The 24,228-nt window shown below is 66.8% G+C and carries 24 protein-coding genes; 14 read left to right on the forward strand and 10 right to left on the reverse strand.

The genetic code is table 11. The annotated features are described in order from the left end of the window. The first annotated feature begins 20 nt into the window (after positions 1-20). The 11 genes from ACZ1I2_RS07865 (at position 21) to ACZ1I2_RS07915 (ending at position 11,108) form a co-directional block, all read left to right on the forward strand. Positions 21-419: a PaaI family thioesterase gene (locus ACZ1I2_RS07865; protein ID WP_465177169.1), complete on the forward strand. Its 399-nt coding sequence runs from the start codon at positions 21-23 to the stop codon at positions 417-419. A 109-nt stretch (positions 420-528) separates the two neighbouring features. Next, entirely contained in the window at positions 529-1,641 is a 1,113-nt protein-coding gene (zapE, locus tag ACZ1I2_RS07870) for a cell division protein ZapE (protein WP_465174501.1), read from the forward strand. Positions 1,642-1,699: 58 nt separating this feature from the next. After that, a complete protein-coding gene (locus ACZ1I2_RS07875) occupies positions 1,700-2,026 on the forward strand; it encodes a YbjQ family protein (RefSeq protein ID WP_465170232.1) in 327 nt (108 codons plus the stop codon). Beyond that, the gene (locus tag ACZ1I2_RS07880; RefSeq protein WP_465174500.1) at positions 2,023-2,322 is read left to right on the forward strand and encodes a hypothetical protein; all 300 of its coding nucleotides are present in this window, start codon (positions 2,023-2,025) and stop codon (positions 2,320-2,322) included. The genes ACZ1I2_RS07875 and ACZ1I2_RS07880 overlap by 4 nt, the downstream gene beginning before the upstream one ends. 134 nt (positions 2,323-2,456) lie before the next feature. Beyond that, positions 2,457-3,419, forward strand: a complete 963-nt coding sequence (mdh, locus tag ACZ1I2_RS07885) for a malate dehydrogenase (protein WP_465174499.1) — start codon at positions 2,457-2,459, stop codon at positions 3,417-3,419. 106 nt (positions 3,420-3,525) lie between these two features. Then, positions 3,526-3,789: a GIY-YIG nuclease family protein gene (locus ACZ1I2_RS07890; RefSeq protein ID WP_465181654.1), complete on the forward strand. Its 264-nt coding sequence runs from the start codon at positions 3,526-3,528 to the stop codon at positions 3,787-3,789. Between the two features lie 50 nt (positions 3,790-3,839). Next, a complete protein-coding gene (sucD, locus tag ACZ1I2_RS07895; protein ID WP_465170228.1) occupies positions 3,840-4,724 on the forward strand; it encodes a succinate--CoA ligase subunit alpha in 885 nt (294 codons plus the stop codon). A gap of 66 nt (positions 4,725-4,790) precedes the next feature. Then, complete coding sequence (locus ACZ1I2_RS07900; RefSeq protein WP_465174498.1) at positions 4,791-7,727, forward strand: 2-oxoglutarate dehydrogenase E1 component; 2,937 nt, start codon at positions 4,791-4,793, stop codon at positions 7,725-7,727. A gap of 129 nt (positions 7,728-7,856) precedes the next feature. Then, positions 7,857-9,110, forward strand: a complete 1,254-nt coding sequence (gene odhB / locus ACZ1I2_RS07905; protein WP_465174497.1) for a 2-oxoglutarate dehydrogenase complex dihydrolipoyllysine-residue succinyltransferase — start codon at positions 7,857-7,859, stop codon at positions 9,108-9,110. A 167-nt stretch (positions 9,111-9,277) separates the two neighbouring features. Then, a complete protein-coding gene (gene lpdA, locus ACZ1I2_RS07910; RefSeq protein ID WP_465174496.1) occupies positions 9,278-10,669 on the forward strand; it encodes a dihydrolipoyl dehydrogenase in 1,392 nt (463 codons plus the stop codon). Positions 10,670-10,682: 13 nt separating this feature from the next. Beyond that, positions 10,683-11,108, forward strand: coding sequence for a hypothetical protein (locus ACZ1I2_RS07915; protein WP_465170224.1), 426 nt, complete (start codon positions 10,683-10,685; stop codon positions 11,106-11,108). Here the strand turns inward: ACZ1I2_RS07915 and ACZ1I2_RS07920 are convergent. After that, a complete protein-coding gene (locus ACZ1I2_RS07920; RefSeq protein WP_465174495.1) occupies positions 11,105-11,782 on the reverse strand; it encodes a YoaK family protein in 678 nt (225 codons plus the stop codon). The genes ACZ1I2_RS07915 and ACZ1I2_RS07920 overlap by 4 nt on opposite strands. Before the next feature lie 76 nt (positions 11,783-11,858). Between ACZ1I2_RS07920 and ACZ1I2_RS07925 the strand changes: the two genes are divergently transcribed. Next, positions 11,859-12,491, forward strand: coding sequence for a trimeric intracellular cation channel family protein (locus ACZ1I2_RS07925; protein ID WP_465174494.1), 633 nt, complete (start codon positions 11,859-11,861; stop codon positions 12,489-12,491). A 2-nt stretch (positions 12,492-12,493) separates the two neighbouring features. On the opposite strand, the gene ACZ1I2_RS07930 is transcribed toward ACZ1I2_RS07925, so the two are convergent. The 9 genes from ACZ1I2_RS07930 to ACZ1I2_RS07970 all read right to left on the reverse strand — a co-directional run bounded on the left by ACZ1I2_RS07930 (position 12,494) and on the right by ACZ1I2_RS07970 (position 22,238). After that, a complete protein-coding gene (locus ACZ1I2_RS07930) occupies positions 12,494-13,297 on the reverse strand; it encodes a hypothetical protein (protein ID WP_465174493.1) in 804 nt (267 codons plus the stop codon). A gap of 92 nt (positions 13,298-13,389) precedes the next feature. Further along, positions 13,390-13,854, reverse strand: a complete 465-nt coding sequence (locus ACZ1I2_RS07935; RefSeq protein ID WP_465170220.1) for a GFA family protein — start codon at positions 13,852-13,854, stop codon at positions 13,390-13,392. Then, the gene (locus tag ACZ1I2_RS07940; RefSeq protein ID WP_465174492.1) at positions 13,851-15,227 is read right to left on the reverse strand and encodes a glycoside hydrolase family 47 protein; all 1,377 of its coding nucleotides are present in this window, start codon (positions 15,225-15,227) and stop codon (positions 13,851-13,853) included. Before ACZ1I2_RS07940 ends, ACZ1I2_RS07935 begins: the two co-directional genes overlap by 4 nt. 68 nt (positions 15,228-15,295) lie before the next feature. After that, the gene (locus ACZ1I2_RS07945) at positions 15,296-17,080 is read right to left on the reverse strand and encodes a hypothetical protein (RefSeq protein ID WP_465174491.1); all 1,785 of its coding nucleotides are present in this window, start codon (positions 17,078-17,080) and stop codon (positions 15,296-15,298) included. 106 nt (positions 17,081-17,186) lie between these two features. After that, on the reverse strand, positions 17,187-18,749 hold the full coding sequence (locus ACZ1I2_RS07950) for a flavin monoamine oxidase family protein (protein WP_465174490.1): 1,563 nt from the start codon (positions 18,747-18,749) through the stop codon (positions 17,187-17,189). Continuing rightward, positions 18,746-19,246, reverse strand: coding sequence for a Rid family hydrolase (locus ACZ1I2_RS07955; RefSeq protein WP_465174489.1), 501 nt, complete (start codon positions 19,244-19,246; stop codon positions 18,746-18,748). Before ACZ1I2_RS07955 ends, ACZ1I2_RS07950 begins: the two co-directional genes overlap by 4 nt. Before the next feature lie 201 nt (positions 19,247-19,447). Then, on the reverse strand, positions 19,448-21,265 hold the full coding sequence (locus tag ACZ1I2_RS07960; protein ID WP_465174488.1) for a tyrosinase family protein: 1,818 nt from the start codon (positions 21,263-21,265) through the stop codon (positions 19,448-19,450). A 389-nt stretch (positions 21,266-21,654) separates the two neighbouring features. After that, complete coding sequence (locus tag ACZ1I2_RS07965) at positions 21,655-21,846, reverse strand: helix-turn-helix transcriptional regulator (RefSeq protein WP_465170214.1); 192 nt, start codon at positions 21,844-21,846, stop codon at positions 21,655-21,657. Further along, a complete protein-coding gene (locus ACZ1I2_RS07970) occupies positions 21,843-22,238 on the reverse strand; it encodes a hypothetical protein (protein ID WP_465170213.1) in 396 nt (131 codons plus the stop codon). The genes ACZ1I2_RS07965 and ACZ1I2_RS07970 overlap by 4 nt, the downstream gene beginning before the upstream one ends. 50 nt (positions 22,239-22,288) lie before the next feature. Here ACZ1I2_RS07970 and ACZ1I2_RS07975 point away from each other — a divergent pair, with 50 nt between their 5' ends. Next, a complete protein-coding gene (locus ACZ1I2_RS07975) occupies positions 22,289-23,455 on the forward strand; it encodes a sensor histidine kinase (protein WP_465174487.1) in 1,167 nt (388 codons plus the stop codon). Then, complete coding sequence (locus ACZ1I2_RS07980) at positions 23,452-24,192, forward strand: LytR/AlgR family response regulator transcription factor (protein WP_465170211.1); 741 nt, start codon at positions 23,452-23,454, stop codon at positions 24,190-24,192. Before ACZ1I2_RS07975 ends, ACZ1I2_RS07980 begins: the two co-directional genes overlap by 4 nt. The last annotated feature ends 36 nt before the right edge of the window (positions 24,193-24,228 follow it).

Genomic DNA, 24,228 nt, shown 5'->3' on the forward strand with positions numbered 1-24,228 from the left:
ACCCGGATCATCCCGGCTGGATGCGGTGGGGCTTCACGGATCCATCGCGCTACAACAGCTTTCTCGGCCCGATGATGGTGCGGGTCGAAGGCGGCATTGCCCGGGTGCGCATGACGCCGGAGCGGCGCCATTCCAATCTGCGCGACAGCGTGCATGGCGGCGCGATGCTCGGCTTCATCGATGTCGCGCTGTTCGCTGCCTCGCGCAGCTTCGGGCTGATCACCGCGGGGTCGGCGGTGACGCTCGACCTTTCGACTCAGTTCATCGGCGGCGGCCGCATCGGCGAGCCGCTGGAGGCGCAGGTCGAACTGCTGCGCGAGACCGGGCGGCTGCTGTTCCTGCGCGGCCTCGTCGTGCAGGACGAGGACAAGGTCGCGAGCTTTTCCGCCACGATCCGCAAATCGGCCCCGAAGCAATGACTTCTATCTCCGTTCGTGCTGAGCGTGTCGAAGCACTGTTCTTTTTCACGTGGGTCGCAAAGAAGAACAGCCCTTCGACAAGCTCAGGGCGAACGGGCGGAGCGCTGTAGTGCCCAACGTCCTCGCCCGCTACCAAGCGCTGATCGCCGCCGGCGAGCTCCGGCCCGATTCCGAACAGGAGGAAGCGGCACGCCGCCTCGACGCATTGGCGACCGAACTCGAGGCAGCGCCGAAGCGCGGCTCGGTGCTGTGGCGCGCGCTGGGCCGGCGGCCCGAGGCGCCGGCGGGCATCTATCTCTGGGGCGGGGTCGGCCGCGGCAAGTCGATGCTGATGGATCTGTTCTTCGGCTGCATCAACATGCGGCGGAAGCGGCGCATCCACTTCCTCGAATTCATGCTCGACGTCCATGCCCGCCTGCGGATCGAGCGGGAGAAGGAAGTCGGCGACCCGATCCTCCCGGTCGCCGCCGCGATCGCCGAGGAAGTGAAGGTGCTCTGCTTCGACGAGATCATGGTCACCAACAGCCCTGACGCGATGATCCTGTCGCGGCTGTTCACTGAGCTGCTGCGCCACGGCGTGACGGTGGTGATGACCTCCAACCGGCCGCCGACCGATCTCTACAAGGACGGGCTCAACCGCGAGCATTTCCTGCCCTTCATCGACCTGATCCAGAGCCGCATGCAGGTGCTCGCGCTCAACGGGCCGGTCGATTACCGCCGCGACCGGCTCGGCCAGGTCGAGACCTGGCTGGTGCCCAACGGGCCCGAGGCGACCGCGCAGCTTTCCGCCGCCTTTTTCCGCCTGACCGACTATCCGCCCGAGGACCGCGACCATGTGCCCTCGGAGGAATTGCCGGTCGGCGGCGGGCGCACCTTGCATGTGCCCAAGAGCCTGAAGGGCGTCGCGGTCTTCTCGTTCAAGCGGCTGTGCGGCGAGGCGCGCGGCTCGGCCGATTATCTCGCGGTCGCGCGGCGTTTCCACACCATCATCCTGGTCGGCATCCCGCGGCTCGGGCCGGAGAACCGCAACGAGGCGGCGCGTTTCGTCCAGCTGATCGACGCGTTGTACGAGCACAAGGTGAAGCTGCTCGCCGCTGCCGATGCGCCGCCGGGCGAGCTGTACGAGAAGGGTGACGGCCGTTTCGAGTTCGAGCGCACGATCAGCCGGCTCGAGGAAATGCGCTCCGACGACTATCTCGAACTGGGTCACGGCGCGAACTGACCTTCGCCATCGCCCGACCATTTGCTATCGTGCCGCGGCCGGCCATGGAGGGAAGAAGATGCTCGTCACCACCACCGAGAATGTCCCGGGCCATACCGTACTCAAGACGCTGGGTCAGGCATTCGGCGTCGTCGTCCGCAGCCGCGGCATCGGCGGCAACATCACCGCCAGCCTGCGCTCGATCGTCGGCGGCGAAATTCCCGAATATACAAGGCTGGTCGAGGATACGCGGCGCCATGCGATCGACCGCCTTGTCGCCAACGCCGCGCTGATGGGCGCGAACGCCGTCGTGATGATGCGCTTCGACTCGGGCGAGATCGCCCAGGCGATGAACGAGGTGGTCGCGTACGGCACCGCCGTCATTCTCGATCCCGCGCCCGAATGATGCTGCGTACCTTCGTCCTGGTGATCGCGATGCTGTTGTTCACCGCGGCGGTGATCGGCGCGGTGATCGATCCGGCGGTGTGGCCGACGCTGATCGCGGCGACGGTCGTGCTTGCCGGCATCATGCTCGAACGCCGCCGGTACGGCGCTTCGCAGGCGAAACCGATCGGCGGCGGGTGGCGCGAGACGTCCGAACGTTTCGTCGACGACGCCAGCGGTCGTCCCGTGACGGTATGGTATAATGACGCGACCGGTGAGCGTCGCTACGTCGATCCCGAGAATGATCAACCGGCGTAAATGCACTTGCGAATTAGTTGCAATAAGCACGTGAAAATATCGGGTTTTAGCGGTTGCCCCTACGGCCAAACGCGCCTAAGCCGCCGCCCAGTTTCGCCGCGCGCGCGGCTTTATCATTGCCGAAAGGACGAGGAATGGCCCGCAAGAAGATCGCGTTGATCGGTGCCGGTAACATCGGCGGCACGCTTGCTCATCTCGCAGCACTGAAGGGCCTGGGCGACATCGTCCTGTTCGACGTGGTCGAGGGCGTGCCCCAGGGCAAGGCGCTGGATCTCAGTCAGTGCTCGCCCGTCGAAGGCTTCGACGCCAAGATCACCGGCACGAACGATTATGCCGACATCGCTGGCGCGGACGTCATCATCGTCACCGCCGGTGTCGCCCGCAAGCCGGGCATGAGCCGCGACGACCTGCTCGGCATCAACCTGAAGGTCATGAAGGCCGTGGGCGAAGGCATCGCCGCCAACGCGCCCGACGCGTTCGTCATCTGCATCACCAACCCGCTCGACGCGATGGTCTGGGCGCTGCGCGAATTCTCGGGTCTCCCGCACCAGAAGGTCGTCGGCATGGCCGGCGTGCTCGACAGCTCGCGCTTCAGCCATTTCCTCGCCGAAGAGTTCAAGGTCTCGGTCAAGGACGTCACGTCCTTCGTGCTCGGCGGCCACGGTGACACCATGGTCCCGGTGATCAGCTACTCGACCGTATCGGGCATCCCGGTTCCGGACCTGATCGAGATGGGCTTCTCGACGCAGGAGCGCATCGACGCGATCGTCGCGCGCACCCGGTCGGGCGGCGGCGAGATCGTCGCGCTGCTCAAGACCGGCTCGGCCTATTATGCCCCCGCCACCTCGGCGATCTCGATGGCGGAGGCCTATCTCTACGACCAGAAGCGCCTGCTCCCGGCAGCGGTCCACCTGACCGGCCAGTACGGCGTCGACAATCTCTATGTCGGCGTGCCGGTGGTCATCGGTGCCGGCGGCGTCGAGAAGGTGGTCGAGATCAAGCTCGACGAAGAGGCCAAGAAGAATCTCGACGTCTCGGTCGAGGCGGTCAAGGAATTGCTGGTCGCGTGCAAGGCGATCGACGGAAGCCTGGCCTGACCTCATTGTGCTCCCGCGAAGGCGGGAGCCCAGTCTGGGTCCCCGCCTTCGCGGGGACCCAAGGAGGCGGGCGGTGCGAGAGGATAAACCCGGCTTCGTCTACATCATGGCGAAGCAGAAGAACGGAACGATCTATATCGGTGTAACCAGCGACCTGCCTGCCCGCGCGTACCAACATCGCAACGGCCTGGTCGAAGGCTTCACCAGAAAATACGACTGCAAGCTGCTCGTCTGGTACGAAGCCCATGATACGATCGAAGGGGCCAGACATCGCGAATTGCAGCTGAAGAAATGGAATCGGCAGTGGAAGCTGCGAGAGATTGAAACGATGAATCCGGACTGGGACGATCTGTTCGAGTCTTTGTTTTAGGTCTGGGCTCCCGCCTTCGCGGGAGCGCGGCAAGTGGGAACGAGAAAAATATGGCAATCCTCGTCGACAAGAACACCAAGGTCATCACCCAGGGCATGACTGGTGAGACCGGCACGTTCCACACCCAGCAGGCGCTGGCTTATGGCACGCAGATGGTCGGCGGCGTGACGCCGGGCAAGGGCGGCACCGAGCATATCGGCCTGCCGGTCTATGACACCGTCGCCGAGGCCGTCGCGAAGACCGGCGCTACCGCGTCGGTCATCTATGTGCCGCCGCCCTTCGCGGCCGACTCGATCCTCGAGGCGATCGACGCCGAAGTGCCGCTGATCGTGACCATCACGGAGGGTATTCCGGTGCTCGACATGGTCAAGGTGAAGCGCGCGCTCAGCGGCTCCAAGTCGCGCCTGATCGGTCCGAACTGCCCGGGCGTGCTGACCCCCGGCCAGTGCAAGATCGGCATCATGCCCGGCAGCATCTTCAAGCAGGGCTCGGTGGGCGTTGTAAGCCGCTCCGGCACGCTTACCTATGAAGCCGTCTTCCAGACGTCGAATGCGGGCCTCGGCCAGACGACCGCGGTCGGCATCGGTGGCGATCCGGTCAACGGCACGAACTTCATCGACGTGCTCGAACTCTTCCTCGCCGACGACGAGACCAAGTCGATCATCATGATCGGCGAGATCGGCGGCTCGGCCGAAGAAGAGGCGGCACAGTTCCTGCGCGACGAGGCGAAGCGCGGGCGGAAGAAGCCGATGGCCGGTTTCATCGCGGGCCGCACGGCGCCTCCGGGTCGCCGCATGGGCCATGCCGGCGCGATCGTGTCGGGCGGCCAGGGCGGCGCCGAGGACAAGATCGCGGCGATGGAAGCGGCAGGGATCAAGGTAGCGGACAGCCCGTCCGAACTGGGCACGACGCTGCTGTCGGTGTTGAAGGGTTAACCAGGCCCCGCCTCGGGCGGGGACAAAGCAGCATCACCTCCCCAGGGATGCGCCGAGGAACAGCCAATGGGCTACGAAGGCCAGGATTTCGCTGACATCGCCGGGGGCGTGAGCCCGGCGTTCATCGATGCGCTCTACGCGCGGTACAAAGTGTCTCCGGACAGCGTCGAGCCGGGCTGGCGCGGCTTTTTCGAAGGCCTTGAGGGCAATGCGACCGGCCCGAGCTGGAGCCAGTCCAACTGGCCGCTCAGCTCGACCGACGATCTGACCGCGGCGCTCGACCCGACCCAGATGGAGCCGGCGCCCAAGCCCGCCAAGGGCGGCGCCAAGCCTGCCGCGGCACCGGCCGCGCCCGCGCCCTCGCAGGACGACATCGTCCGTGCCGCCGCGGATTCGATCCGTGCGATGCTGCTGATCCGCACCTATCGCGTGCGCGGCCATCTTGCCGCCAATCTCGATCCGCTCGGCCTGTCCAAGCGCGAGATGCCGGCCGATCTCACCACTGAATATCACGGTTTTTCCGACACCGATCTCGACCGCCCGGTCTATCTCGGCGGCACCATGGGCCTGCAATGGGCGACGGTGCGGGAGCTCGTCGGCATTCTGCGCGCGAATTACTGCGGCAATGTCGGCCTCGAATATATGCACATCTCGGACGTGGAGGAGCGCCGCTTCCTCCAGGAACGGATGGAAGGCAAGGACAAGGCGATCGAGTTCAGCCCGCTGGGCAAGAAGGCGATCCTCAACAAGGTGATCGAAGCCGAGCAGTGGGAGAAATTCTGCGGCCGCAAATATGTCGGGACCAAGCGTTTCGGCCTGGACGGCGGCGAGAGCATGATCCCGGCGCTGGAAAGCGTCATCAAATATGGCGGTCAGTTCGGCGTGCGCGAGATCGTGTTCGGCATGGCGCATCGCGGCCGGCTGAACGTGCTGTCCAACGTGATGGCCAAGCCGTTCCGCATCATCTTCCACGAATTCGGCGGCGGCTCCGACAATCCCGACGACGTGGCCGGTTCGGGCGACGTGAAATACCATCTCGGCACCTCGACCGACCGCGAGTTCGACGGGATCAGCGTGCATATGTCGCTGGTCGCCAACCCCTCGCATCTCGAGGCCGAGGATCCCGTCGTGCTGGGCAAGGTCCGTGCGATCCAGACGATCGCCGGCGACCTGAAGGAGCACAAGGCGTCGCTGCCGGTGCTGATTCACGGCGACGCGGCGTTCGCGGGCCAGGGCATCGTGTGGGAATGCCTCGGCTTCTCCGGCATCCGCGGTTACAATACCGGCGGCTGCATCCATTTCGTCATCAACAACCAGATCGGCTTCACGACCAGCCCGCAATTCGCGCGGTCGTCGCCCTATCCGTCGGATGTGGCGAAGGGCGTCCAGGCGCCGATCTTCCACGTCAATGGCGACGATCCCGAGGCGGTGACCTTCGCCACCAAGATGGCGATCGAGTTCCGCCAGCGCTTCCACCGCGACATCGTGATCGACATGTGGTGCTATCGCCGCTTCGGCCATAACGAGGGCGACGAGCCGAGCTTCACTCAGCCGCTGATGTACGATCGCATCCGTGCGCATCCGCCGGTCAGCGAAATCTATGGTACCAAGCTGATCGAGCAGGGCGTGATCGATCGCGCCTGGATCGACGACAATATCGCGCAGTTCACGACCCTGCTCGAAGGCGAATTCGAGGCGGGCGCGAGCTACAAGCCGAACAAGGCGGACTGGTTCGCCGGACGCTGGTCGGGCCTGCATGCGCCGGCCGATGCCGAGAGCGCGCGCCGCAATGTCGAGACCGGGATCGAACCCAAGCTGTTCGACTCGCTCGGCCGCACGCTGACCACGGTTCCCGACGACCTGACCATCCACAAGACGCTCGGCCGCGTGATCGACGCCAAGCGCGAGATGTTCAAATCGGGCGCCAATTTCGATTGGGCGACGGGCGAGGCGCTCGCTTACGGCTCGCTGCTGTCGGAAGGCTATGGCGTCCGCCTCTCGGGGCAGGATTCGGGCCGCGGCACTTTCTCGCAGCGCCACGCGGTGTGGATCGACCAGAAGGACGAGCACAAATATCTGCCGCTCGCGCAGCTCGAGCATGGCCGTTTCGAGGTGCTGGACAGCCCCTTGAGCGAATATGGCGTGCTCGGCTTCGAATATGGCTATGCGCTGGCCGACCCGAAGACCCTGGTGCTGTGGGAGGCGCAGTTCGGCGACTTCATGAACGGCGCGCAGATCATGATCGATCAGTTCATCGCGTCGGGCGAGGCCAAGTGGTTGCGCGCCAACGGCCTGGTGATGCTGCTGCCGCACGGCTATGAAGGCCAGGGTCCGGAACATAGCTCGGCACGCGTCGAGCGTTTCCTGCAGCTGTGCGCGCAGGACAATATGCAGGTCGCGAACTGCACCACGCCGGCGAATTATTTCCACCTGCTGCGCCGGCAGATGCATCGCAGCTTCCGCAAGCCGCTGATCATCTTCACGCCCAAGTCGCTGCTGCGCCACAAGCTGGCGGTATCGAGCGCGGCCGATTTCCAGGGCGACAGCCACTTCATGCGGCTGTTGTCCGATCCTTCGGCGCCGGCGGACCTGGACGTGAGGCGACTCGTGCTGTGCACCGGCAAGGTCGCTTATGACCTGATGGAGGCGCGTGATGCGGCCGGCGACAAGAACACCGCGATCGTCCGGGTCGAGCAGCTCTATCCTTTCCCGAGCGAGCCGCTGACCGCGCGCCTGCAGAAGCTGCCCAACCTCGAAGAAGTGGTCTGGGCGCAGGAAGAGCCGAAGAACAACGGCGCGTGGAGCTTCGTCGAGCCGTTCATCGAGGAATGCCTGGTCGGGGCCGGGGTCAAGCCGGTGCGCGCGCGCTATGCCGGCCGCGCCGCCGCCGCATCGCCGGCGACCGGCCTGATGAAGCGTCACCAGATGGAACAGGCCGCGCTCGTCGCTGACGCGCTCGGCCATAATGTCCGCGAAGAAATCCGCCGCACGCGGAAGAGCTGAAGCATTGGGGCTGTTCCCCGGCGAAGGCCGGGGCCCAGTCGGGAAACGGATGTGATGACTCGCGGCGCTCGCCAATGATCGCTGCGTAACTGGGCCCCGGCCTTCGCCGGGGAACAAGGGAAGTAAGAGATGGCAACCGAAGTAAAAGTGCCCGTCCTGGGCGAATCGATCACTGAAGCGACGCTCGGCGAATGGCTCAAGCAGCCCGGCGATGCCGTGGCGATGGATGAGCCGATCGCCAGCCTGGAGACCGACAAGGTCTCGGTCGAGGTACCGAGCCCCGTCGCCGGCGTCATGGGGGAGCAGGCGGTGAAGGTCGGCGATACCGTCCAGGTCGGCGCGATGATCGCGACGATCGACGCTGGCGCGGGCGCTCCCAAGGCCGCCGAGGCGCCGCAGCCTGCCGTGACCGCGGCACCTGCTGCTCCCGCTGCGCCCGCTCCCGCTGCGCCGGCCCCCGCCGCGCCGGCCGGTGACGGCCCGGCCGCGCTCTCTCCTTCAGTGCGCCGCGCGGTGCTCGAGCACGGCGTCGATCCCTCGACGGTCAAGGGCACCGGCAAGGACGGCCGCATCACCAAGGACGATGTCGTCGCCGCCGCTTCGGCCGCGCCGGCGCCCGCTCCCGTCGCGGCGGCAGTCCCGGCCGAGCCGCAGGTCGCGCCCTCGGTCGCCGCCTCGACCGGCCGCAAGGAAGAGCGCGTGCGCATGACGCGCCTGCGCCAGACGATCGCGAAGCGCCTCAAGGAAGCGCAGAACACCGCGGCGATGCTCACCACCTTCAACGACGTCGACATGACGGCGGTGATCGAGGCGCGCACCAGGTACAAGGATCTGTTCGAGAAGAAGCACGGCGTCCGCCTCGGCTTCATGGGCTTCTTCGCCAAGGCCGCCTGCCTCGCGCTGAAGGACGTGCCCAGCGTCAACGCCTCGATCGAGGGCGATGAGATCGTCTATCACGATTATGTCGATATCTCGGTCGCGGTGTCGGGCCCGGGCGGCCTGGTCGTCCCCGTCGTGCGCGATGCCGACCAGCTTTCGGTCGCCGGGATCGAGCGCACCATCGGCGACTTCGGCAAGCGCGCCAAGGACGGCACGCTCAAGATGGAAGAGATGAAGGGCGGCACCTTCACTATCTCCAATGGCGGCGTGTTCGGCTCGCTGATGTCGACCCCGATCATCAACCCGCCCCAAGCGGCGGTGCTTGGCCTTCACCGCATCGAGGATCGCCCGGTCGTCCGCGACGGCCAGGTCGTGGTCCGCCCGATGATGTACCTCGCGCTCAGCTACGATCATCGCCTGATCGACGGCCGCGAGGCCGTGACCTTCCTCGTCGCGCTGAAGAACGCGATCGAGGATCCGACGCGGATTTTGATCGACCTTTGACCCCACCGCCGTTCGTCCTGAGTAGCCATTGAGCTTGTCGAAATGGCGTATCGCAGGACAGGCCTCACGCCATGTCCTTCGATACGGGTCTTCGACAAGCTCAGCCCCTACTCAGGACGAACGGGAGTGCTTACGTGTCGTTACGCACCATGCGATTGAGATAGACAATGGCTGACTATGATTTCGACGTCCTGGTAATCGGCTCCGGCCCGGGCGGCTATGTCGCCGCGATCCGTGCCGCGCAGCTTGGGCTCAAGACGGGTTGCGTCGAGAGCCGCGAGACGCTGGGCGGTACGTGCCTCAATGTCGGCTGCATCCCGTCTAAGGCGATGCTGCACGCGTCCGACCTGTATGATGAGGCAGTGTCCGGCCGGCTCGCCAAGCTCGGTGTGAAGGTCGAGACCAGCCTGGATTTGGAGACGATGCACGGCCAGCGCCTCGACGCGGTCAAGCAGCTCACCGGCGGCATCGCGTTCCTGTTCAAGAAGAACAAGGTCGAGTGGATCAAGGGTCGCGCGACCTTCACCGGCAAGGACAGCGTCAAAGTCGGCGATCGCGAATATCGCGCGAAGAACATCATCATCGCGACCGGCTCCTCGGTCACCCCGCTGCCGGGCGTGACCATCGACCAGAAGATCGTGGTGGATTCGACCGGCGCGCTCGAACTGCCCGCGGTGCCGAAGCATATGGTGGTGATCGGCGGCGGCGTGATCGGGCTCGAGCTCGGCTCGGTCTGGCGGCGCCTTGGTGCGAAGGTGACGGTCGTCGAATTTCTCGACCAGATCCTGCCGGGCTTCGACGGCGAGGTCCGCAAGGAAGCCAACAAGATCATGAAGAAGCAGGGGCTGGAATTCCACCTCTCGACCAAGGTCACCGGCGTGGTCGTTAGTGGCGACACCGCCACGCTCACGCTCGAGCCAGCCGCCGGTGGCGAAGCGGCGACGCTCGAAGCCGATGCGGTGCTCGTCTCGATCGGTCGCCGCCCCAACACCGAAGGCCTCGGCCTCGACGCTGCGGGCCTCGCCACCAACCAGCGCGGCCAGGTCGAGACGGACCACCGTTTCCAGACGTCGGTACCCGGCATCTGGGCGATCGGCGACGTCATCCCCGGTCCGATGCTGGCGCACAAGGCCGAGGACGAGGGCATTGCGGTCGCCGAGAACATCGCCGGTCTCACCGGCATCGTGAACCATGATGTGATCCCGAGCGTGGTCTACACCAATCCCGAGATCGCCGGTGTCGGCTTGACCGAGGAGGCGGCTAAAGAGCGCGGTGAGGTGAAGGTCGGCAAGTTCCCGATGCTCGCCAATTCGCGCGCCAAGACCAATCACGAGCCCGACGGTTTCGTGAAGGTCATCGCGGATGCGAAGACCGATCGGGTGCTCGGCGTCTGGATCATCGCCTCGGTCGGCGGCACGATGATCGCCCAGGCCGCGCAGGCCATGGAGTTCGGCGCGACCTCCGAGGACATCGCCTATACCTGCCACGCCCATCCGACGCATTCGGAAGCGATCAAGGAAGCCGCGATGGCAGTGCTGGGCAAGCCGATCCACATCTGACGGGGTGCGCGGGGTGAAGGATCAGATCGAGTTCGAGCCCCCGACACAGTCGACTTGCCAATGCTGCGGCGATGTCACCACCCATCTGGTCCGCTTCGTCAGCCGAGACGAAGCGGCCCTTGCAGTATATTTTGCGGACTACTCGGAAGGGCATGATTTCGTCAGCGTACTGGTCGGGTTTGGCGATTGGGCTGATGACGCAACACCGGACGATCGACTGGCTTTTGCCTTTCGTATCTGGATTGCCGAGAATAGCTATCAGGTCGGCCTCGTCGATGCGGCGGAAGCGATGTATCCGACGTCCTATCTCGGCCGCATCCTCGATCGGGATGAAGCTCTCGGCCATGCCCTGAAATCCGAGGTGTTCGATCTCAGCGACCATATCGTGGCCTGTGATGAGCCGGTGATCGCGTTCCTCAACCGCAAAGCCGCTACCTAAACCGCCCGGGCACCCCATGGCCCGACCGGCTCCGTGCCGCGCGCCATTACCGCGACCACCACCGTCAGCAGCGCCGCCGCGCCGGTCGCCAGCCACAGCGCGCCGGTGTCGAACGCGCCGTAGCAGCGCGCCCCCATCACCACGCCGCTGACGAAACCGAGCCACAGCAGCAGATACCGCAGCCAGGTCCAGCGGTCCGCATCGCCCATCAGCGCCCCGGCCAGCCGCTGCGCCATACGCACGAGCGATCCGGTCATATAGGTGAGCCCGATGCTCACTTCGCCATCGCGCAGGAACAGGCCGTTCTCCGCGCCCATCGCCGCGGCGAGCAGCAGCAGCGCCTTGGTGTTCGGCTCGAAATGCATGATCGTCGCGGCGAGACCAAGCAGCAGCGTCACCGCGATCATCACCGCTGCCTGGGCGTGCTTTGCCCAGCGTCGCGCGATCACCGTCGCGATCATCACCCCGCTGACGAAGCTCAGCAGCAGCGCGCCGGCCATCCGCACCTCGTCATAGCGCTCGGTCGCGACGGCGACGCCCAGCCGCGTCGTATTGCCGCTCATGAACGAGGCGAAGAAACCGCCAAGGCTCGAATAGGCAAGGGCATCGACGAAACCGGCAAGCGCGGCAAGGCAGATGGCAAGGGCGATCATCGACGGGCGATAGCGTTGCATGACACTGCTATGTCGCAGCGCGCGCCGAGTTTCCAGCCGCCTTTGCGCGGAGCCGTCGCTGGCGATAGAACGCGCCATGCTTCCCCACGCCCCCTGGCAATTCGGATCGATCCTCCCCTGGCTCGACCTGTTCGGCATCGCGGTGTTCGCGACCACCGGCGCGCTCGCCGCGACCCGGCGCGGACAGACCTTGGTCACCGCCGCCTTTTTCGCGCTGATCACCGGCGTGGGCGGCGGTTCGGTCCGCGATCTGCTGATCGGAGCGCCGGTCTTCTGGGTGCATGATCCGCTGGTCGCCGCGATCTGCCTCGCGGTCGCCGGTCTGGTCTGGATCGCGCCGCAGATCTGGTGGCAGGACAAGGCGCTCGACTGGCTCGATGCCGTCGGCCTCGCCGCTTATGCCGTGTTCGGCGCGGCCAAGGCGCTGGCGTTCGGCATCCCGCCGGTGCCGGCCGCGCTGATGGGGGTGATGACCGCCTGTGTCGGCGGCATCATCCGCGACGTGCTGGCGGGCGAGCCGTCGATCCTGATGCGCCCCGAACTGTACGTGACCGCCGCCGCGCTCGCCGCGGGACTTCACGTCGCGCTGGTGTCGGCGGGCGTCCCCGCCTTCGCCGCGGCGGTGGTGGCGGCGATCGCCGGCTTCGGCCTGCGTGCGGCGGCGATCCACTGGAGGCTCGCGCTCCCCAGCTATCGCGGGCGGCGCTAGGATCAGCCCTTGGGATCGCCCGGCAGATACTGCCCGGTCACCAGCTTGTAGGCGTCCGACGTGCCGCGCCCGCACCAGCCATCGACCTTGACGACGACACCCTTGAAGCTGCCCAGCCAGGTCTGCAGGGTCATGCCGGCGGCGATCACGGCCGGATCGGTCGGCTTGGCGGTGGCGAAACGCGAGACCAGCGGGCCGGTGACCACGGACGGCAGGGGCTCGTCGGTGAAGCCGATCAGCTGTTTCTCCGCCATGCGCCGCAACAGCACCGCCGCCCCGCATTGCGCGGAGGTCGCCGTATCGGACCAGGTCCCGTCGGCGACATATTTGCCCTTGGTATGGTTGGAGAAGCTCCACAGATAGGGCGACTTCACCTGCGGATGGTATAGCCGGTAACCCGAGCCATTATAGCGTTCCAGCTTGAACAGCGCCCCCGCCACCGACCAGTCGGTCCATGTGTTGAAGCCCTCCAGCGTCAGCGCGTCGGTCGCGCTGGCTTCCCAGGTAAAGGGCGGCGATCCCGTCTTCGGCCGGCCGGCGGGCACCTGTTTCGTGCGCGCGGTCAGCGGATCGCCATTGTGCAGGTGTTTCGCGAAGTTCTGGCTCGCTTCCATATTGTGGATCACGGCGACGAAATGCCAGGGAATGCCGAGCGGCCCGCCGACCGCCTCATAGCGGGCCCGGTTCGCGACGAGCTTGGCCACCAGCGCTTCGACCTCCGCTGCGCGTGCGGGGTTGACGGTGCAGCTGTCGAACAATGCCTTATATTCGACGCGGAGCGCATCGGTCAGCGAAAAGGTCGCCATCTCGTCTCTCCCGGAGGACCAGCGAGCGCGAACTGTGATGCGTTGCCGTACCGAGTCCAGCGGGAATAGAACCGAAAAGGGGCAATCCGTGCCTAGGCGACCAGTGCTTCGCGCCGCATCAGGCTTGCTTCAGGCCAAAGCGCCGCGCGGTCGTAATAGATCTCCACCGCCGGCACCTCCTCGGGGAGCGCGACCCAGGGCAGCTTCGACCGGGTGAAGATATGGACGTCGGGCGGCACCGCGCCTGGCGCGTCGAGCGTACCCACGCGCACGAACGCCAGCTTGCGCCCGAGCGTGGCATAGTGGCTCCACAACGCGACATGACAGTCGGGGCAGCGCATGATCTCCTGACCCGCGCCGCTTTCCGACGGAGTCATCACGGCTTTCGGCGCGCCGGCAAGCAGGTCGATACGATCCCCCTCGATCAGCGCATTGATCACGAAGGCCGATCCGGTTTCGGTCTGGCAGCTCGTACAGTGGCAGCAATGCACGAACATCGGCGCGTCGTTCAGCCGGTAGCGCACCACGCCGCAGGTGCACCCGCCCTCAAGGCTCATCGCTTCAGCCCCTTCAGCACATTGCCTTCGGTCGACAGATAATTGTCGCGATAGTCGAAGCGCGGACAGTCGCTGAAGATCAGCCAGTAATATTTCATCTGCTCGGACCACCAGTAACCGGGGCAGGCATCGTTCCATGCCCCGGCCACGGTGACGTCGCGCAGGCCGGAATAGCCATGGGCGACCTTGCTCGTGCGTTTCATGGCAAGGAAGTGCGTCCGCGCGACCTGCCGCCAATGCTCGTCACGATCGTGCAGCCAGAGCGTGAAGGCTGAATCGGCCAGCTCGGGGCGCAGTGCATTGCCCCTGGACGTGATCGACCAGTTGGTGGGATCGAACGCCTCGGGCAGCACGCCGAACCTGTCCTGCGCCTTTTCCCAGCCGCGCATCGCCGCTCTGGCCTCGCCGGGCTTGCCGCCCTCGCGGAGCAACCCGGGATAGAAAGCGGACAGCTCGCTCTGCACCAGGTCGAGCTTCTCGCCGGTCTCGAAATCCACATTGGCGAACCAAAGGTCGCCGGTCGTGCGGTCGGTGAGATGCACCAGGATCGCGGCGGTGCAACTGGCGTACGCGTCGCGCAGGCGCGTATCTCCGGTCAGCGCCCATGTATCCCACAGATATTCGAAATAGCTGTCGGTCGGCGGGCCGATGGTGGCGACGCGCGTGGTCCAGGCACCGGTGGTCACGTCGATCGTATCGGCGAGCAGGCCGATTTTCGACCGTTTCCCATACAGCGTGAGCATCGCGTCGACCGCCGCTTCGCCGAAGCGCTTCTCGCCGGTGAGTTTCGACAAGGTGAGGAATTCCGGCGCGAGCCCGCCGCCGATCTCGGCGGGGAAGCTCAGCGGATCGCGGGTCTTGCCGGTGCGGAGATTGACGTAGCGCATCGGCATGCCGGTCGGCGTATCGAAGGCGGGCATCATCCGCGTCGCGAGATCATGCGCCAGTTCGAGCAGCTTGGCCTCGCCGGTCGCGAGATGGCCGGAGAGCAGCCCGCCGACCAGCCGGATCGTCGCCTCGAACACCTGCGCATCGCCGTCGAGATCGAAGCGCAGCGACTGCTTGATCCAGCGCACCCCGTCCTCGAGCTCGGCGTCCAGCCCCATCAGCCACAGCGTGTCGAGTGCTTCGACGATCGACAGCCCGACCGTCTGGCCGGGAATCAGGAAGGACTTGCTGGTGCCCGAGACTGGCCTGATCTCGTCCTGGCCCCAGGCCAGTTGGCGATATTCGGCCCAGGCCCAGGCCATCTCCGCGCGGACCTCCCGTGCCAGCGCATGCCAGTCGGTGCGCCCGGTCCGGGCAGGGGCGGGGTAGGCCGCCAGCGCCGCCGAGGCGGCGGCGCTGGCCAGGACATGGCGACGATCGATCAAGGCGCACCCCATGAAGAACGAGCCGCCAACTCTACACCGTCACAGGCTCCCTTCAACTGCGCAGCGTGTCAGCGATTGTGGTCCCTGCCGTTCCCCGGGCCAGGCTGTGGGCGTTGCGCGGCGGCGCGTTGCTGCGCCTGTTGGGCCTGTTGCGCGGCGCGCTGCTGTTGCTGGGCCGCCTGTTGCTGGGCCTGTTGCGCCGCGCGTTGCTGCGCCGCTTGCTGCTGCGCCTGTTGGCGTTGCTGCACCTGTTGCTGCTGGGCGGCGCGCTGTTGCGCCCGCTGCTGGTCGGCCTGTTGGCGCTGTGCCGCGCGTTGCTGCGCCGCTTGCTGCTGCGCCTGTTGGCGTTGCTGCACCTGTTGCTGCTGGGCGGCGCGTTGTTGCGCCCGCTGCTGGTCGGCCTGTTGCCGCTGCGCCGCGCGTTGCTGCTGCATCTGCTGGCCGCGCTGTTCGGCGGCGCGCTGGGCTTGTTGCTGCTGCGCGGCCCGTTGGACGCGTTGCTGCTCGGCCTGCTGGCGCTGCGCCGCGCGTTGCTGCTGCATTTGCTGACCACGCTGCTCGGCGGCGCGCTGCTGAGCCTGCTGCGTGCGTTGCTGCGCCGCTTGCTGCTGGGCCTGCTGGGGCTGCTGCGCGGCGCGCTGTTGTTCGACCTGCTGGCGTTGCGCGTCGCGCTGCTGGCGCATCTGCTGACCGCGCTGCTCGGTGGCGCGTTGAGCCTCGAGGACATGCTCGCGCCGGGCCTGATCGCGCCGCGCAGCCTGTAGCTGCAGTTGCTGCTGCACCGCCGTCTGCTGCCCGGCGGCATCGCGCCGGGCATCGGCCTGCGCGCGCTGGGCGTCGCGTATCTGCTGCTGTGCCGCCTGTTGCTGCTGGCGCTCCTGGATGGCGCGCTGCTGCCCCATCTGGCGCTGTGCCTGCTGCTGCAGCTCGGCCGCGCGCTGTGCCTGCTGGCGCGCCTGCTCGATCTGCCGGGCGCCCCCGCCGCGATCGGCCGGCACATAGAGCTGCGGCGGCGGCCCGGTCCGGCCCTCGCGCTGCCAGGAGGCGAAGCGCTCCGCCGCCCGTTCGCGGACGATCCGCTCGGGCTGGAGTCGCCGGCTTTCCTCGGCCGCATTGCGCTGGCGATAGGCCTGCCAGTCCGGCACCCGCTGCCGCGCGTCGCGCCAGTCGGTACGGGCCGCCGCGATCACCGGGCGGCGTGCCGCCCATTGCGCCGCGGCCACGCCGCGACGGTCGCGGTCCCGCGCCGCCGCGCGCAACGCCTGTGCCCGGGCATAATAGCGCGACGCCGCCTCGGCCTGGCGCTGCGCCTCGGCCGCCGCGAGATAGCGGCCCTGCCGGTCATAGACGCTGGCGATCCGACCGTCGCGATAGCCATAGGTGTAGGAAGGATCGCGCACGAGATACGGATAGTCGGCGCCCGGCTCGTAATAATAATAGCGATAGCCGTCATCGATCGGCTCGGCATAGGTCACGTAATCGCCGCTGGTTTCCCACGCCCAGGGCTCGACACCGTCATAGTCGAAATAATAATCGGGCGGGGCGTCGCCGATCGTGTCGCTGATCCAGTCGGCACGGTCGATCCAGGCGTAGCGATCGTCATGGGGCGCGTCGGCATAGCCGAGCCGCTGTACCGCCGGCAGCGCGGCGGCGCGCGGGGCGGAACGGATCGGTGTCGCCGGTCCCTCGGCCAGCGGCTGGACGACGGGCAGCGGCGGCAGCGCCGCTGCGGCTTGCGTGTTGGTGGGCGCGTCGACGCTCGCCTGTCGGGCCTGCTGCCCGCACGCGGCAAGCACGAGGGCAAGCGCGGTGGCGCTGGCGAGCCTCAGCGTGAGATGGGTCTTTCCGGCCATGGCTTATGCTCCTCTGGCTGTGAATCTGGCCAAGAGGTGGCACAACGCATCTGAACCCGCTCTGGACCCGCGGTTCATCGGAGGTTGTGGGGATCGGGAAAGGGGCTCAGGCCAGCTTGCTGCTCGTCATCCGGTCCGCGACCATGCGCGTATGGAGCAGGCTCATCGCTTCGTGCGCGGACAGTGCGGCGCCTTCCTGCCACGCGCCGATATAGCTCAGATGCTCGCCCGCGAAGAAGATACGGTCCTCCGGCCGGCACAATTCGGCATAATCGGTCTTGCGCTGCTCCGGCGTCCAGCGCGCGGCGATGCCTTCGCTCCACGGCGTCTCGTTCCACGCGACCGTCACGCCCTTGGTCAGCAAGGCCGATTTGCCCGGATGCATCCGCTCGATCACCTCGCGCGAGACCTGCAGCCGCTGCGCATGCGGCATGCCGGAAAAGGACGTCGCGTTGCCCAGGCCGCCCGCGGCATAGGCGCCGATCAGGATGCCCTTGGGCGCATTCCACCCGCCGCTCGGATACCAGATGAGCTGGCTCGGCGCGTCGGTGAAGGCGAGGCCGCCATAGATCCCTTCCTGCTCCCAGAAGCGCGGCGCTTCCCAGGCGACCTTGGCGGAGGGCGCATAGACGGTGTTGGCCAGCGCCGCCTTCTTCGCCGGCGACAGCGGCATGTCGATCTTCTTCACCATGGTGGCGGGCAGGGTGCAGAGGCAATAATCCGCCTCGACCGCGCCGCCGTCCGCCAGCAGCACGCGCACGCCGCGCGCCATCGGCCGCACCGCCTTGACCGGCGTGTTGAGCCGCACATCGTCCTTCACCCGCGCATAGATCGCATAGGCGATGCGATCCATGCCGCCGACCGGCTGGAACATCGGCGCCTGCTGGTCGAACGTCTCCTCGAAGGTCAGCCCGCCGCCCCAGAAACCGTCGGCGACGATCTGGTCGAGCGTCAGCGGATCCATCGGAACGCCGGGATTGGCATAGCCGCCGGGATTGTCGCGAAAGCCCGCCCGGTCCGATCCGCGATAGACGCCCTTGGGGTCGAGCGCCCCCCATTGCTGGAGATAGGCGCGCAGCTTCTCGCGGTCCGCCTGAGTCACCTGCGCATCGAGCGCGCCCTGGTCCAGCGCCTTGGCGATCAGCTCGGCGAAGCGGCCCTTGGTGTCGTTGACCGCCTGGCGCTCCGTGATCGAGCGGCCGCCGAAATCGAGCCGGGCGGCGCGGTTGACGTTGACCATCACTTCGATCGGCACGTCGAATTCCCGGGCATAGCCCAGGATCGCGGTATGCGCGGTCGGCAGCCGGGCCGCGCCCGCATTGAAATAGAATCCGTTGTCGAAGGTGCAGATCTGGTCCTCGCGCCCGGTCTGCTCGATCCGGTCGCCGCCGCGGATCGACCAGACCCGCCCGCCGACTCGCCCGCGCGCCTCGAGCACGGTGACCTTGTACCCCGCCTTGCCCAGTTCATAGGCGGCGACCAGCCCGGCGATGCCCGCCCCCAGGATCGCGACGGAGCGCCCGGTGCCCGATCCCGCCGGCAGGTCGACGATCCGCGTCGCGCCCGTGGCTGGCGTGGCCAGCAGGCCCATCGCCTGCATCGACAGATAGACCGCGCTATAGCCGCCGGCCCTTCCCATCGCCTGCAGGAAGGCCCGGCGCGTCGTCACTTGGCGGGGACCTTGGCCGCGGTCACCTCGACCTCGACGAGATAGTGCGGCGCGACCAGGGCAGCGACCTGCACCGTCACCCTCGCCGGCTTGAGCGGCTGGTCCGGGGTGCCCCACACTTCCTTGTACGCGGTCATCATCCCCGCGAAATCCATCGCCGGCGCGCCGGGCGGGGCGGCCAGATAGACGCGCATCATCACTACATCGCCCGGCCCCATGCCCTTCGCCGCGAGCGCCGCCTTGATCTTGGCGAACACCGAACGCGCCTGGGTCTCCGTATTGCCCCAGCGGCCAGGATCGGTTTCCGCCGTGCCGGGGACGGGATCGGGCAGCAACCCGCTGACATAGAGCGTGGTCGCGCCCGCCGGCACCGTCACCGAACCGGCGATCGCCGCGGTGGGGGCGCCGTCATGAACCACCTGCGCGGAAACGGGGGAGGCACCGAACGCCGCCGCCAGGCTGCCGGCGATCACGCACTTGAGCAACGGTCGGACCATCTCTCTCCCCCTTGAGTCGAGCGTGCAGTCTATGCTGCGGCGCAGCACCCGCAAGGGGAGGGCGAAGATTGCAGGATCGCGCGCATGGGCGGCGATTTCGTGGGGAAAAACGTCAATCCGGAGGGGTGGAAATGCCTTGGCCGCCGGAATTCGCATTCCGGCGGCCGTCGGCGGCCAGCACCCGGGGAGGGGATGCCGGTGCTAGCGCAGTTCGATCCGTGCCGAACTGAAGCGGACATTGGCCTTCGGGCTGATCTGCCGTGCGGCGAGATTGGGGGTGGTGCCCGTCACGCCGGTGCTCGGCTCGATCACCAGGGAGGTGTCGTCGCTGCCCAGCGCCTTCAGCGCTTCGGTCGCGTCGAAGGTCTTTTCGTCAGGCGCGTTCGCGGTCATGCCGGCCATGTCGCCATGGTCGCCATGCGGCGCGGTGAGGTTGAAGAAGTTGATCACGCCCAGCAGCACGCGCTTGCCCCCGGCGCCCTGGATATAGACCTCGTAGAGCACGCCCGGCGCTTCGTCATAGGTGAAGCCGTCGATCACCACCACCGATCGCGGCGCCTCGCCATTCTTCTGCGGCGTCGCGGTCAGCATCGATGCCTTCATCTCGGGCGCGATCTTCAGCGGCAGCACGGTGGTGCCGCGCTGCAACGGGGTCGGGCCGACCAGGGGATAGACGCGTAACGGTTTCTCCTGGAGCACCGCAGTCGGCAGGTTGATCTTCAGCGTCGCCGGACAGCCGCCACCACCGGCATAGCTGTAGCCAAGCTGCGCGGTGGTGAGCATGTCCTTCACCGTGCGCGTCACCAGCGCCCCGCTGCCGTCGATGAAGTTGAAATTGGTGCCCAGCTGGTTCGGGTTGTTCGGCAGCCGCGCCGCCTGGTTCACCTGCAGCCAGCATTCGTAGAGCCGGTCGATATTGGTGTGGTGAGTGTAGAAGATCGGGTCGTTCCCCGCCGCCGGCACCGCGCCCATATAGCCGGTCGGGCAGTTCGCCACGCCGACCGCGCAGTGCACCGCCCCGTGCGGCGTCTGCTCGATCGCGCCGTTGAAGGGGCTGTAGCTGGTCTGCTGCATCGCATTGGTGGTCGAGACGACCGACGGGGCGAGGTTGCTCGTGCCCGCGTTCAGCTGCGCCTGGCGGTTGGGGATGTAGAGCGGATTGGCCACGGTCTGGCCGCCCGAATTCACATAGGTCTGGTCGCGATAGGCGGCCGGCATCTGGGCGTTGGACTCATAGTCCCAATAGGGCAGCCGGAGATTGGCGTCGCCCGCCGCGCTCTGCAGCACCTGCTCGAAATAATAGAGGAACATGCGGTGCCAGGTCAGGAACTGGATCGTGCCGTGCTGGCAGGTGCACCAGGTCGCATTCTCGTCGGCATTGCTCTTCGCCTGGGCCGTCAGCCCGCTCATGCCCGCGGCGCTCAGCCCCGAGACATTGGCGCATCCGGTGCCGAAATAGGCATGCATGTTCGCCCAGTAGATCCAGCTGCGGCGGAAATTGGCGCTGCCGCGCGGCTCGCTGTTCCACGCCTTCATCTGCGCGACGCCCTTGCGCAGGCTGGCCAGTTCGGTCGCGCTCAATTGCAGGACCGACTTGCGCTGGGTGGTGACGCGCACCGGCGTGATCCGCACGCTCTGGAACTTGTTCCCGGGAGGGGCGCCGGCGGGATACATGTCGAAGGTCAGGGTCGATCCGGCGCCCGCCTTGAAGGCGAAGCTCGCGCTGCCCGTGCCGCTGGCGTCGGTACGAACCTGGCCCAGCCCGCGCTGGCATTTCCAGTAGAAATCATAGGAGGTGTTGGGCGTGCCGCGGCTGATCTGCACCGCGGCGGTGGTGTCCCCGGCGTCGGTCTGGGTGATCGTCACCTGGCCGCCATTGTTCGCGGGGTTGGAACCGTCGACATTGTTGTTGCCGCAATCGGAGAAATCCTGGCGGACCAGCGGCCCGGACGCCTGCAGGCTGCCCGATTGCGCCGAGGCTGTGGGGACGGCGGCCAGCGTGCCCATGACAAGCAACATGGCGACGCTTCCATGGAGGGCCGTAAGCCGCCCTTTTGGTATATAAGACATATCAAGCCTCTCCATCTCGTTTTCTCAGAAAACGCGCAGACGCCGGACGCGCAATCCATTAATGGAATGGCACCATGTCTTGGACGACGACTCGATCGCCTGAACTATATTCTTGAAATGTACGCCTGGTGTGACGCGCAGTCTTGCAGAACTGCCGCCAATATCGACAGCAAAGTCTATCCGGAATCCGTTCTATCCGGATCGATGCTTGACGCCGTTATTTGCCGGTCGCGGGTCGGGTCATTGCGCCTCGGAAAAGCTCGTGACGCCCGGCACTTCCACGCTGCTTGTCGCGTTCGGGCCGACAATCCGGCAACGGTCGTACCTCGAACGAAACGTCAGTCCGGAAAGAACAGCTCTTCGATCGTCATCCCGAATACCTTGGAAATATCGAAGGCGAGCGGCAGGCTCGGGTCGTATCGGCCATTCTCGATCGCGTTGACCGTCTGTCGCGAGACCTTGAGCAGCGCCCCCAGATCGACCTGGGACCAGCCCCGCTCCGCCCTCAATGCCTTTAGCCGGTTCCTCACCGGTAACGGAACCACTGAGTCCAGATGCACCCGGTCCAGATCAGGCTGAGCAGGATCAGCGGCACGTACATCGGCAGCCGGGGCCAGCCGACCACTTCGAGCAGGGCATAGGCGACCATCAGGAACAGCGCCGCGCCAAACGCCCAGGCCACGGCTTCGAGCTGCTTGCGCACCAGCATCTCGTCCATCCTGCGGAATTGCCGGACGGTGGCGCGCAGCAGCCCCGCGGCGGGGATCAGCGGCACCAGCATGACGGCGCTACGCCACGCATCGAGCCCGTCGACCTTGAACGCGAGCAGCACGGCCGCCAGCAGGACGGCGATATAGGCCAGCGTCCAGCCGAGCTGCGCCGCCAGCGCGACGCGGATCACGCGCCACTGTTCCGAAGTCATTTTGGGGCCTCCTATGGAAAGCTTCTTTTCCATATCCGAGTCGTTCGGCAATGACAAGCTTCTTTTCCATCGGCGCCGGGACCGCGGCGGAATCGCGTCTATCCCGCGTCGCGCCGATCGGGCATGAATCGGGCATGATCGCGCCAGTCACAGGACAGCCGCCCAGGGGAAACGCGCTCGTCCGGTTCGCCGGAATCTGGGCGATCTGGCTCGTCATCGCGCTGATCACCTCGGTCCAGGGCTATGTCGCCGGGCTCACCGCCGGAACGCCGCAACCCTGGCTGCCCGCCTTCGGCAATGGCGTCGCCTGGTATTCGGCCTGGGCGGTGCTGACGCCGCTGGTGGTGGCGGTGGCGCGCCGCTTCGCCGGGGAGCGGCGCATCGCACGGCTGCTCGCGATCCATCTCGGTGCGGGCGTTGGCGTCGCGGTGCTGCACTCGGCGCTTTACGCGTCGCTCAACGCGATGGTGTACGGCAAGGCGGCCTGGGCGCCGTGGAGCAAGGACCTGTTGCTGCTCAAGCTCACCAGCAGCATCCATGTTCAGCTGATGATCTACGCGATCATCGTCGGGATCGTGCTCGGCGCGCGTGCCTATCGCACCCTGCGCGACCGCGAGGTCGCCGCCGCCCGGCTGGAGACAAGGCTCGCCGAAGCCGAGACGGCGGCGCTGCGGGCGCAGCTCCAGCCGCATTTCCTGTTCAACACGCTCAACGCCATCTCCGCGCTGGTGCCGGACGATCCGGTCACCGCGCAGCGGCTGATCGCGCGGCTCGGCGACCTGTTGCGGCTGTCGATCGACCAGCACCGGTCGCAGCGTGCCGCGCTCGCTGACGAGCTCGACTTCACCGACGCCTATCTGGCGATCGAGGAGGCGCGGCTGGGCTCGCGGTTGCGTATCGTCCGGCGCATCGCGCCCGAGGCGCTGGTCGTGCCGGTGCCGGCCCTGCTGCTCCAGCCGCTGGTGGAAAATGCGGTGCGGCACGGCATCGCGCCGGTCGTGGCGGGCGGCACGCTGACGATCGAGGCGGCACTTCAGGACGGGCAGCTGCGGCTGATCGTGGCCGACGACGGCAAGGGCGCCGCCGAGATCGTCGAAGGCGTCGGGCTCGGCAATGCCCGGCTGCGCCTGCGCCAGCTTTATGGCGACCGCCAGTCGCTCGCCATCGACACCGCGCCGGGCGGCGGTTTCCGCGTGACCGTCGTGATGCCGCGATGATCCGCACCCTGATCGTCGACGACGAGCCGCTCGCTCGCCGCGCGGTACGCGCGCCGATCGAGGCGCATGGCGGGTTCGCAGTGGTGGGCGAGGCGGATCATGGCCGCGCCGCGGTCGAGGCGATCGGTGCGCTGCGACCGGATCTCGTGTTCCTCGACGTCCAGATGCCGGAAATGACCGGTTTCGACGTGATCGAGGCAGTCGGCGTGGAGACCATGCCGCTCACCGTCTTCGTCACCGCGTTCGACGAGCATGCGGTCCGGGCGTTCGAGGTGGAGGCGCTCGATTATCTGCTCAAGCCGTTCGACGATCTGCGCATCGGTCGCGTGCTCGAACGGGTCTGCCGCCAGCTCGCGACCGGCGCGCCGCACGGCGCCAGGCTGCGCGGGATGCTGGACGGGCTGGCCGGGCCGCCCGGGCTGGTGGTGCGGTCGCATGGCAGCGTCAGGCTGATCCCGCTCGACCAGATCGACTGGATCGCGGCGGCGGGGGATTATGCCGAGGTCAATGCCGGCGGCCGCGCCGCGCTGCTCAATGAATCGCTCGCCTCGCTCGAGGCGCGGCTGCCGGCGGAAGCGTTCGCCCGCGTGCATCGCTCGGCGATCGTCCGTCTCGACCGGCTGGCCGAAATCCGCCCGGCCGCGCATGGAGATGCCGTGCTGCGCCTGACCTGCGGCGCCGATCTGCGTCTCAGCCGGCGCTATCGCGCGGCGGTCGATCGCTATTTAGCCCGCTGATCCCGCCCGGCGAGCCCAGGGTCCCGCCCGGCGAAA

Source organism: Sphingomonas sp. BL-S-29, assembly GCF_055521495.1.

Bases quoted from the DNA above. Each gene is read 5' to 3' on its own strand.
- ACZ1I2_RS07900 (WP_465174498.1), top strand. From the start codon at position 4,791: ATGGGCTACGAAGGCCAGGATTTCGCTGACATCGCCGGGGGCGTGAGC.
- sucD (WP_465170228.1), top strand. From the start codon at position 3,840: ATGGCAATCCTCGTCGACAAGAACACCAAGGTCATCACCCAGGGCATG.
- ACZ1I2_RS07930 (WP_465174493.1), bottom strand. From the start codon at position 13,297: ATGGCGACCTTTTCGCTGACCGATGCGCTCCGCGTCGAATATAAGGCA.
- ACZ1I2_RS07890 (WP_465181654.1), top strand. From the start codon at position 3,526: ATGGCGAAGCAGAAGAACGGAACGATCTATATCGGTGTAACCAGCGAC.
- ACZ1I2_RS07960 (WP_465174488.1), bottom strand. From the start codon at position 21,265: ATGTTGCTTGTCATGGGCACGCTGGCCGCCGTCCCCACAGCCTCGGCG.
- ACZ1I2_RS07920 (WP_465174495.1), bottom strand. From the start codon at position 11,782: ATGCAACGCTATCGCCCGTCGATGATCGCCCTTGCCATCTGCCTTGCC.
- ACZ1I2_RS07945 (WP_465174491.1), bottom strand. From the start codon at position 17,080: ATGGCCGGAAAGACCCATCTCACGCTGAGGCTCGCCAGCGCCACCGCG.
- ACZ1I2_RS07875 (WP_465170232.1), top strand. From the start codon at position 1,700: ATGCTCGTCACCACCACCGAGAATGTCCCGGGCCATACCGTACTCAAG.
- ACZ1I2_RS07865 (WP_465177169.1), top strand. From the start codon at position 21: ATGCGGTGGGGCTTCACGGATCCATCGCGCTACAACAGCTTTCTCGGC.
- ACZ1I2_RS07970 (WP_465170213.1), bottom strand. From the start codon at position 22,238: ATGACTTCGGAACAGTGGCGCGTGATCCGCGTCGCGCTGGCGGCGCAG.
- ACZ1I2_RS07925 (WP_465174494.1), top strand. From the start codon at position 11,859: ATGCTTCCCCACGCCCCCTGGCAATTCGGATCGATCCTCCCCTGGCTC.
- ACZ1I2_RS07935 (WP_465170220.1), bottom strand. From the start codon at position 13,854: ATGAGCCTTGAGGGCGGGTGCACCTGCGGCGTGGTGCGCTACCGGCTG.
- ACZ1I2_RS07880 (WP_465174500.1), top strand. From the start codon at position 2,023: ATGATGCTGCGTACCTTCGTCCTGGTGATCGCGATGCTGTTGTTCACC.
- mdh (WP_465174499.1), top strand. From the start codon at position 2,457: ATGGCCCGCAAGAAGATCGCGTTGATCGGTGCCGGTAACATCGGCGGC.
- ACZ1I2_RS07955 (WP_465174489.1), bottom strand. From the start codon at position 19,246: ATGGTCCGACCGTTGCTCAAGTGCGTGATCGCCGGCAGCCTGGCGGCG.
- odhB (WP_465174497.1), top strand. From the start codon at position 7,857: ATGGCAACCGAAGTAAAAGTGCCCGTCCTGGGCGAATCGATCACTGAA.
- lpdA (WP_465174496.1), top strand. From the start codon at position 9,278: ATGGCTGACTATGATTTCGACGTCCTGGTAATCGGCTCCGGCCCGGGC.
- ACZ1I2_RS07975 (WP_465174487.1), top strand. From the start codon at position 22,289: ATGACAAGCTTCTTTTCCATCGGCGCCGGGACCGCGGCGGAATCGCGT.
- ACZ1I2_RS07980 (WP_465170211.1), top strand. From the start codon at position 23,452: ATGATCCGCACCCTGATCGTCGACGACGAGCCGCTCGCTCGCCGCGCG.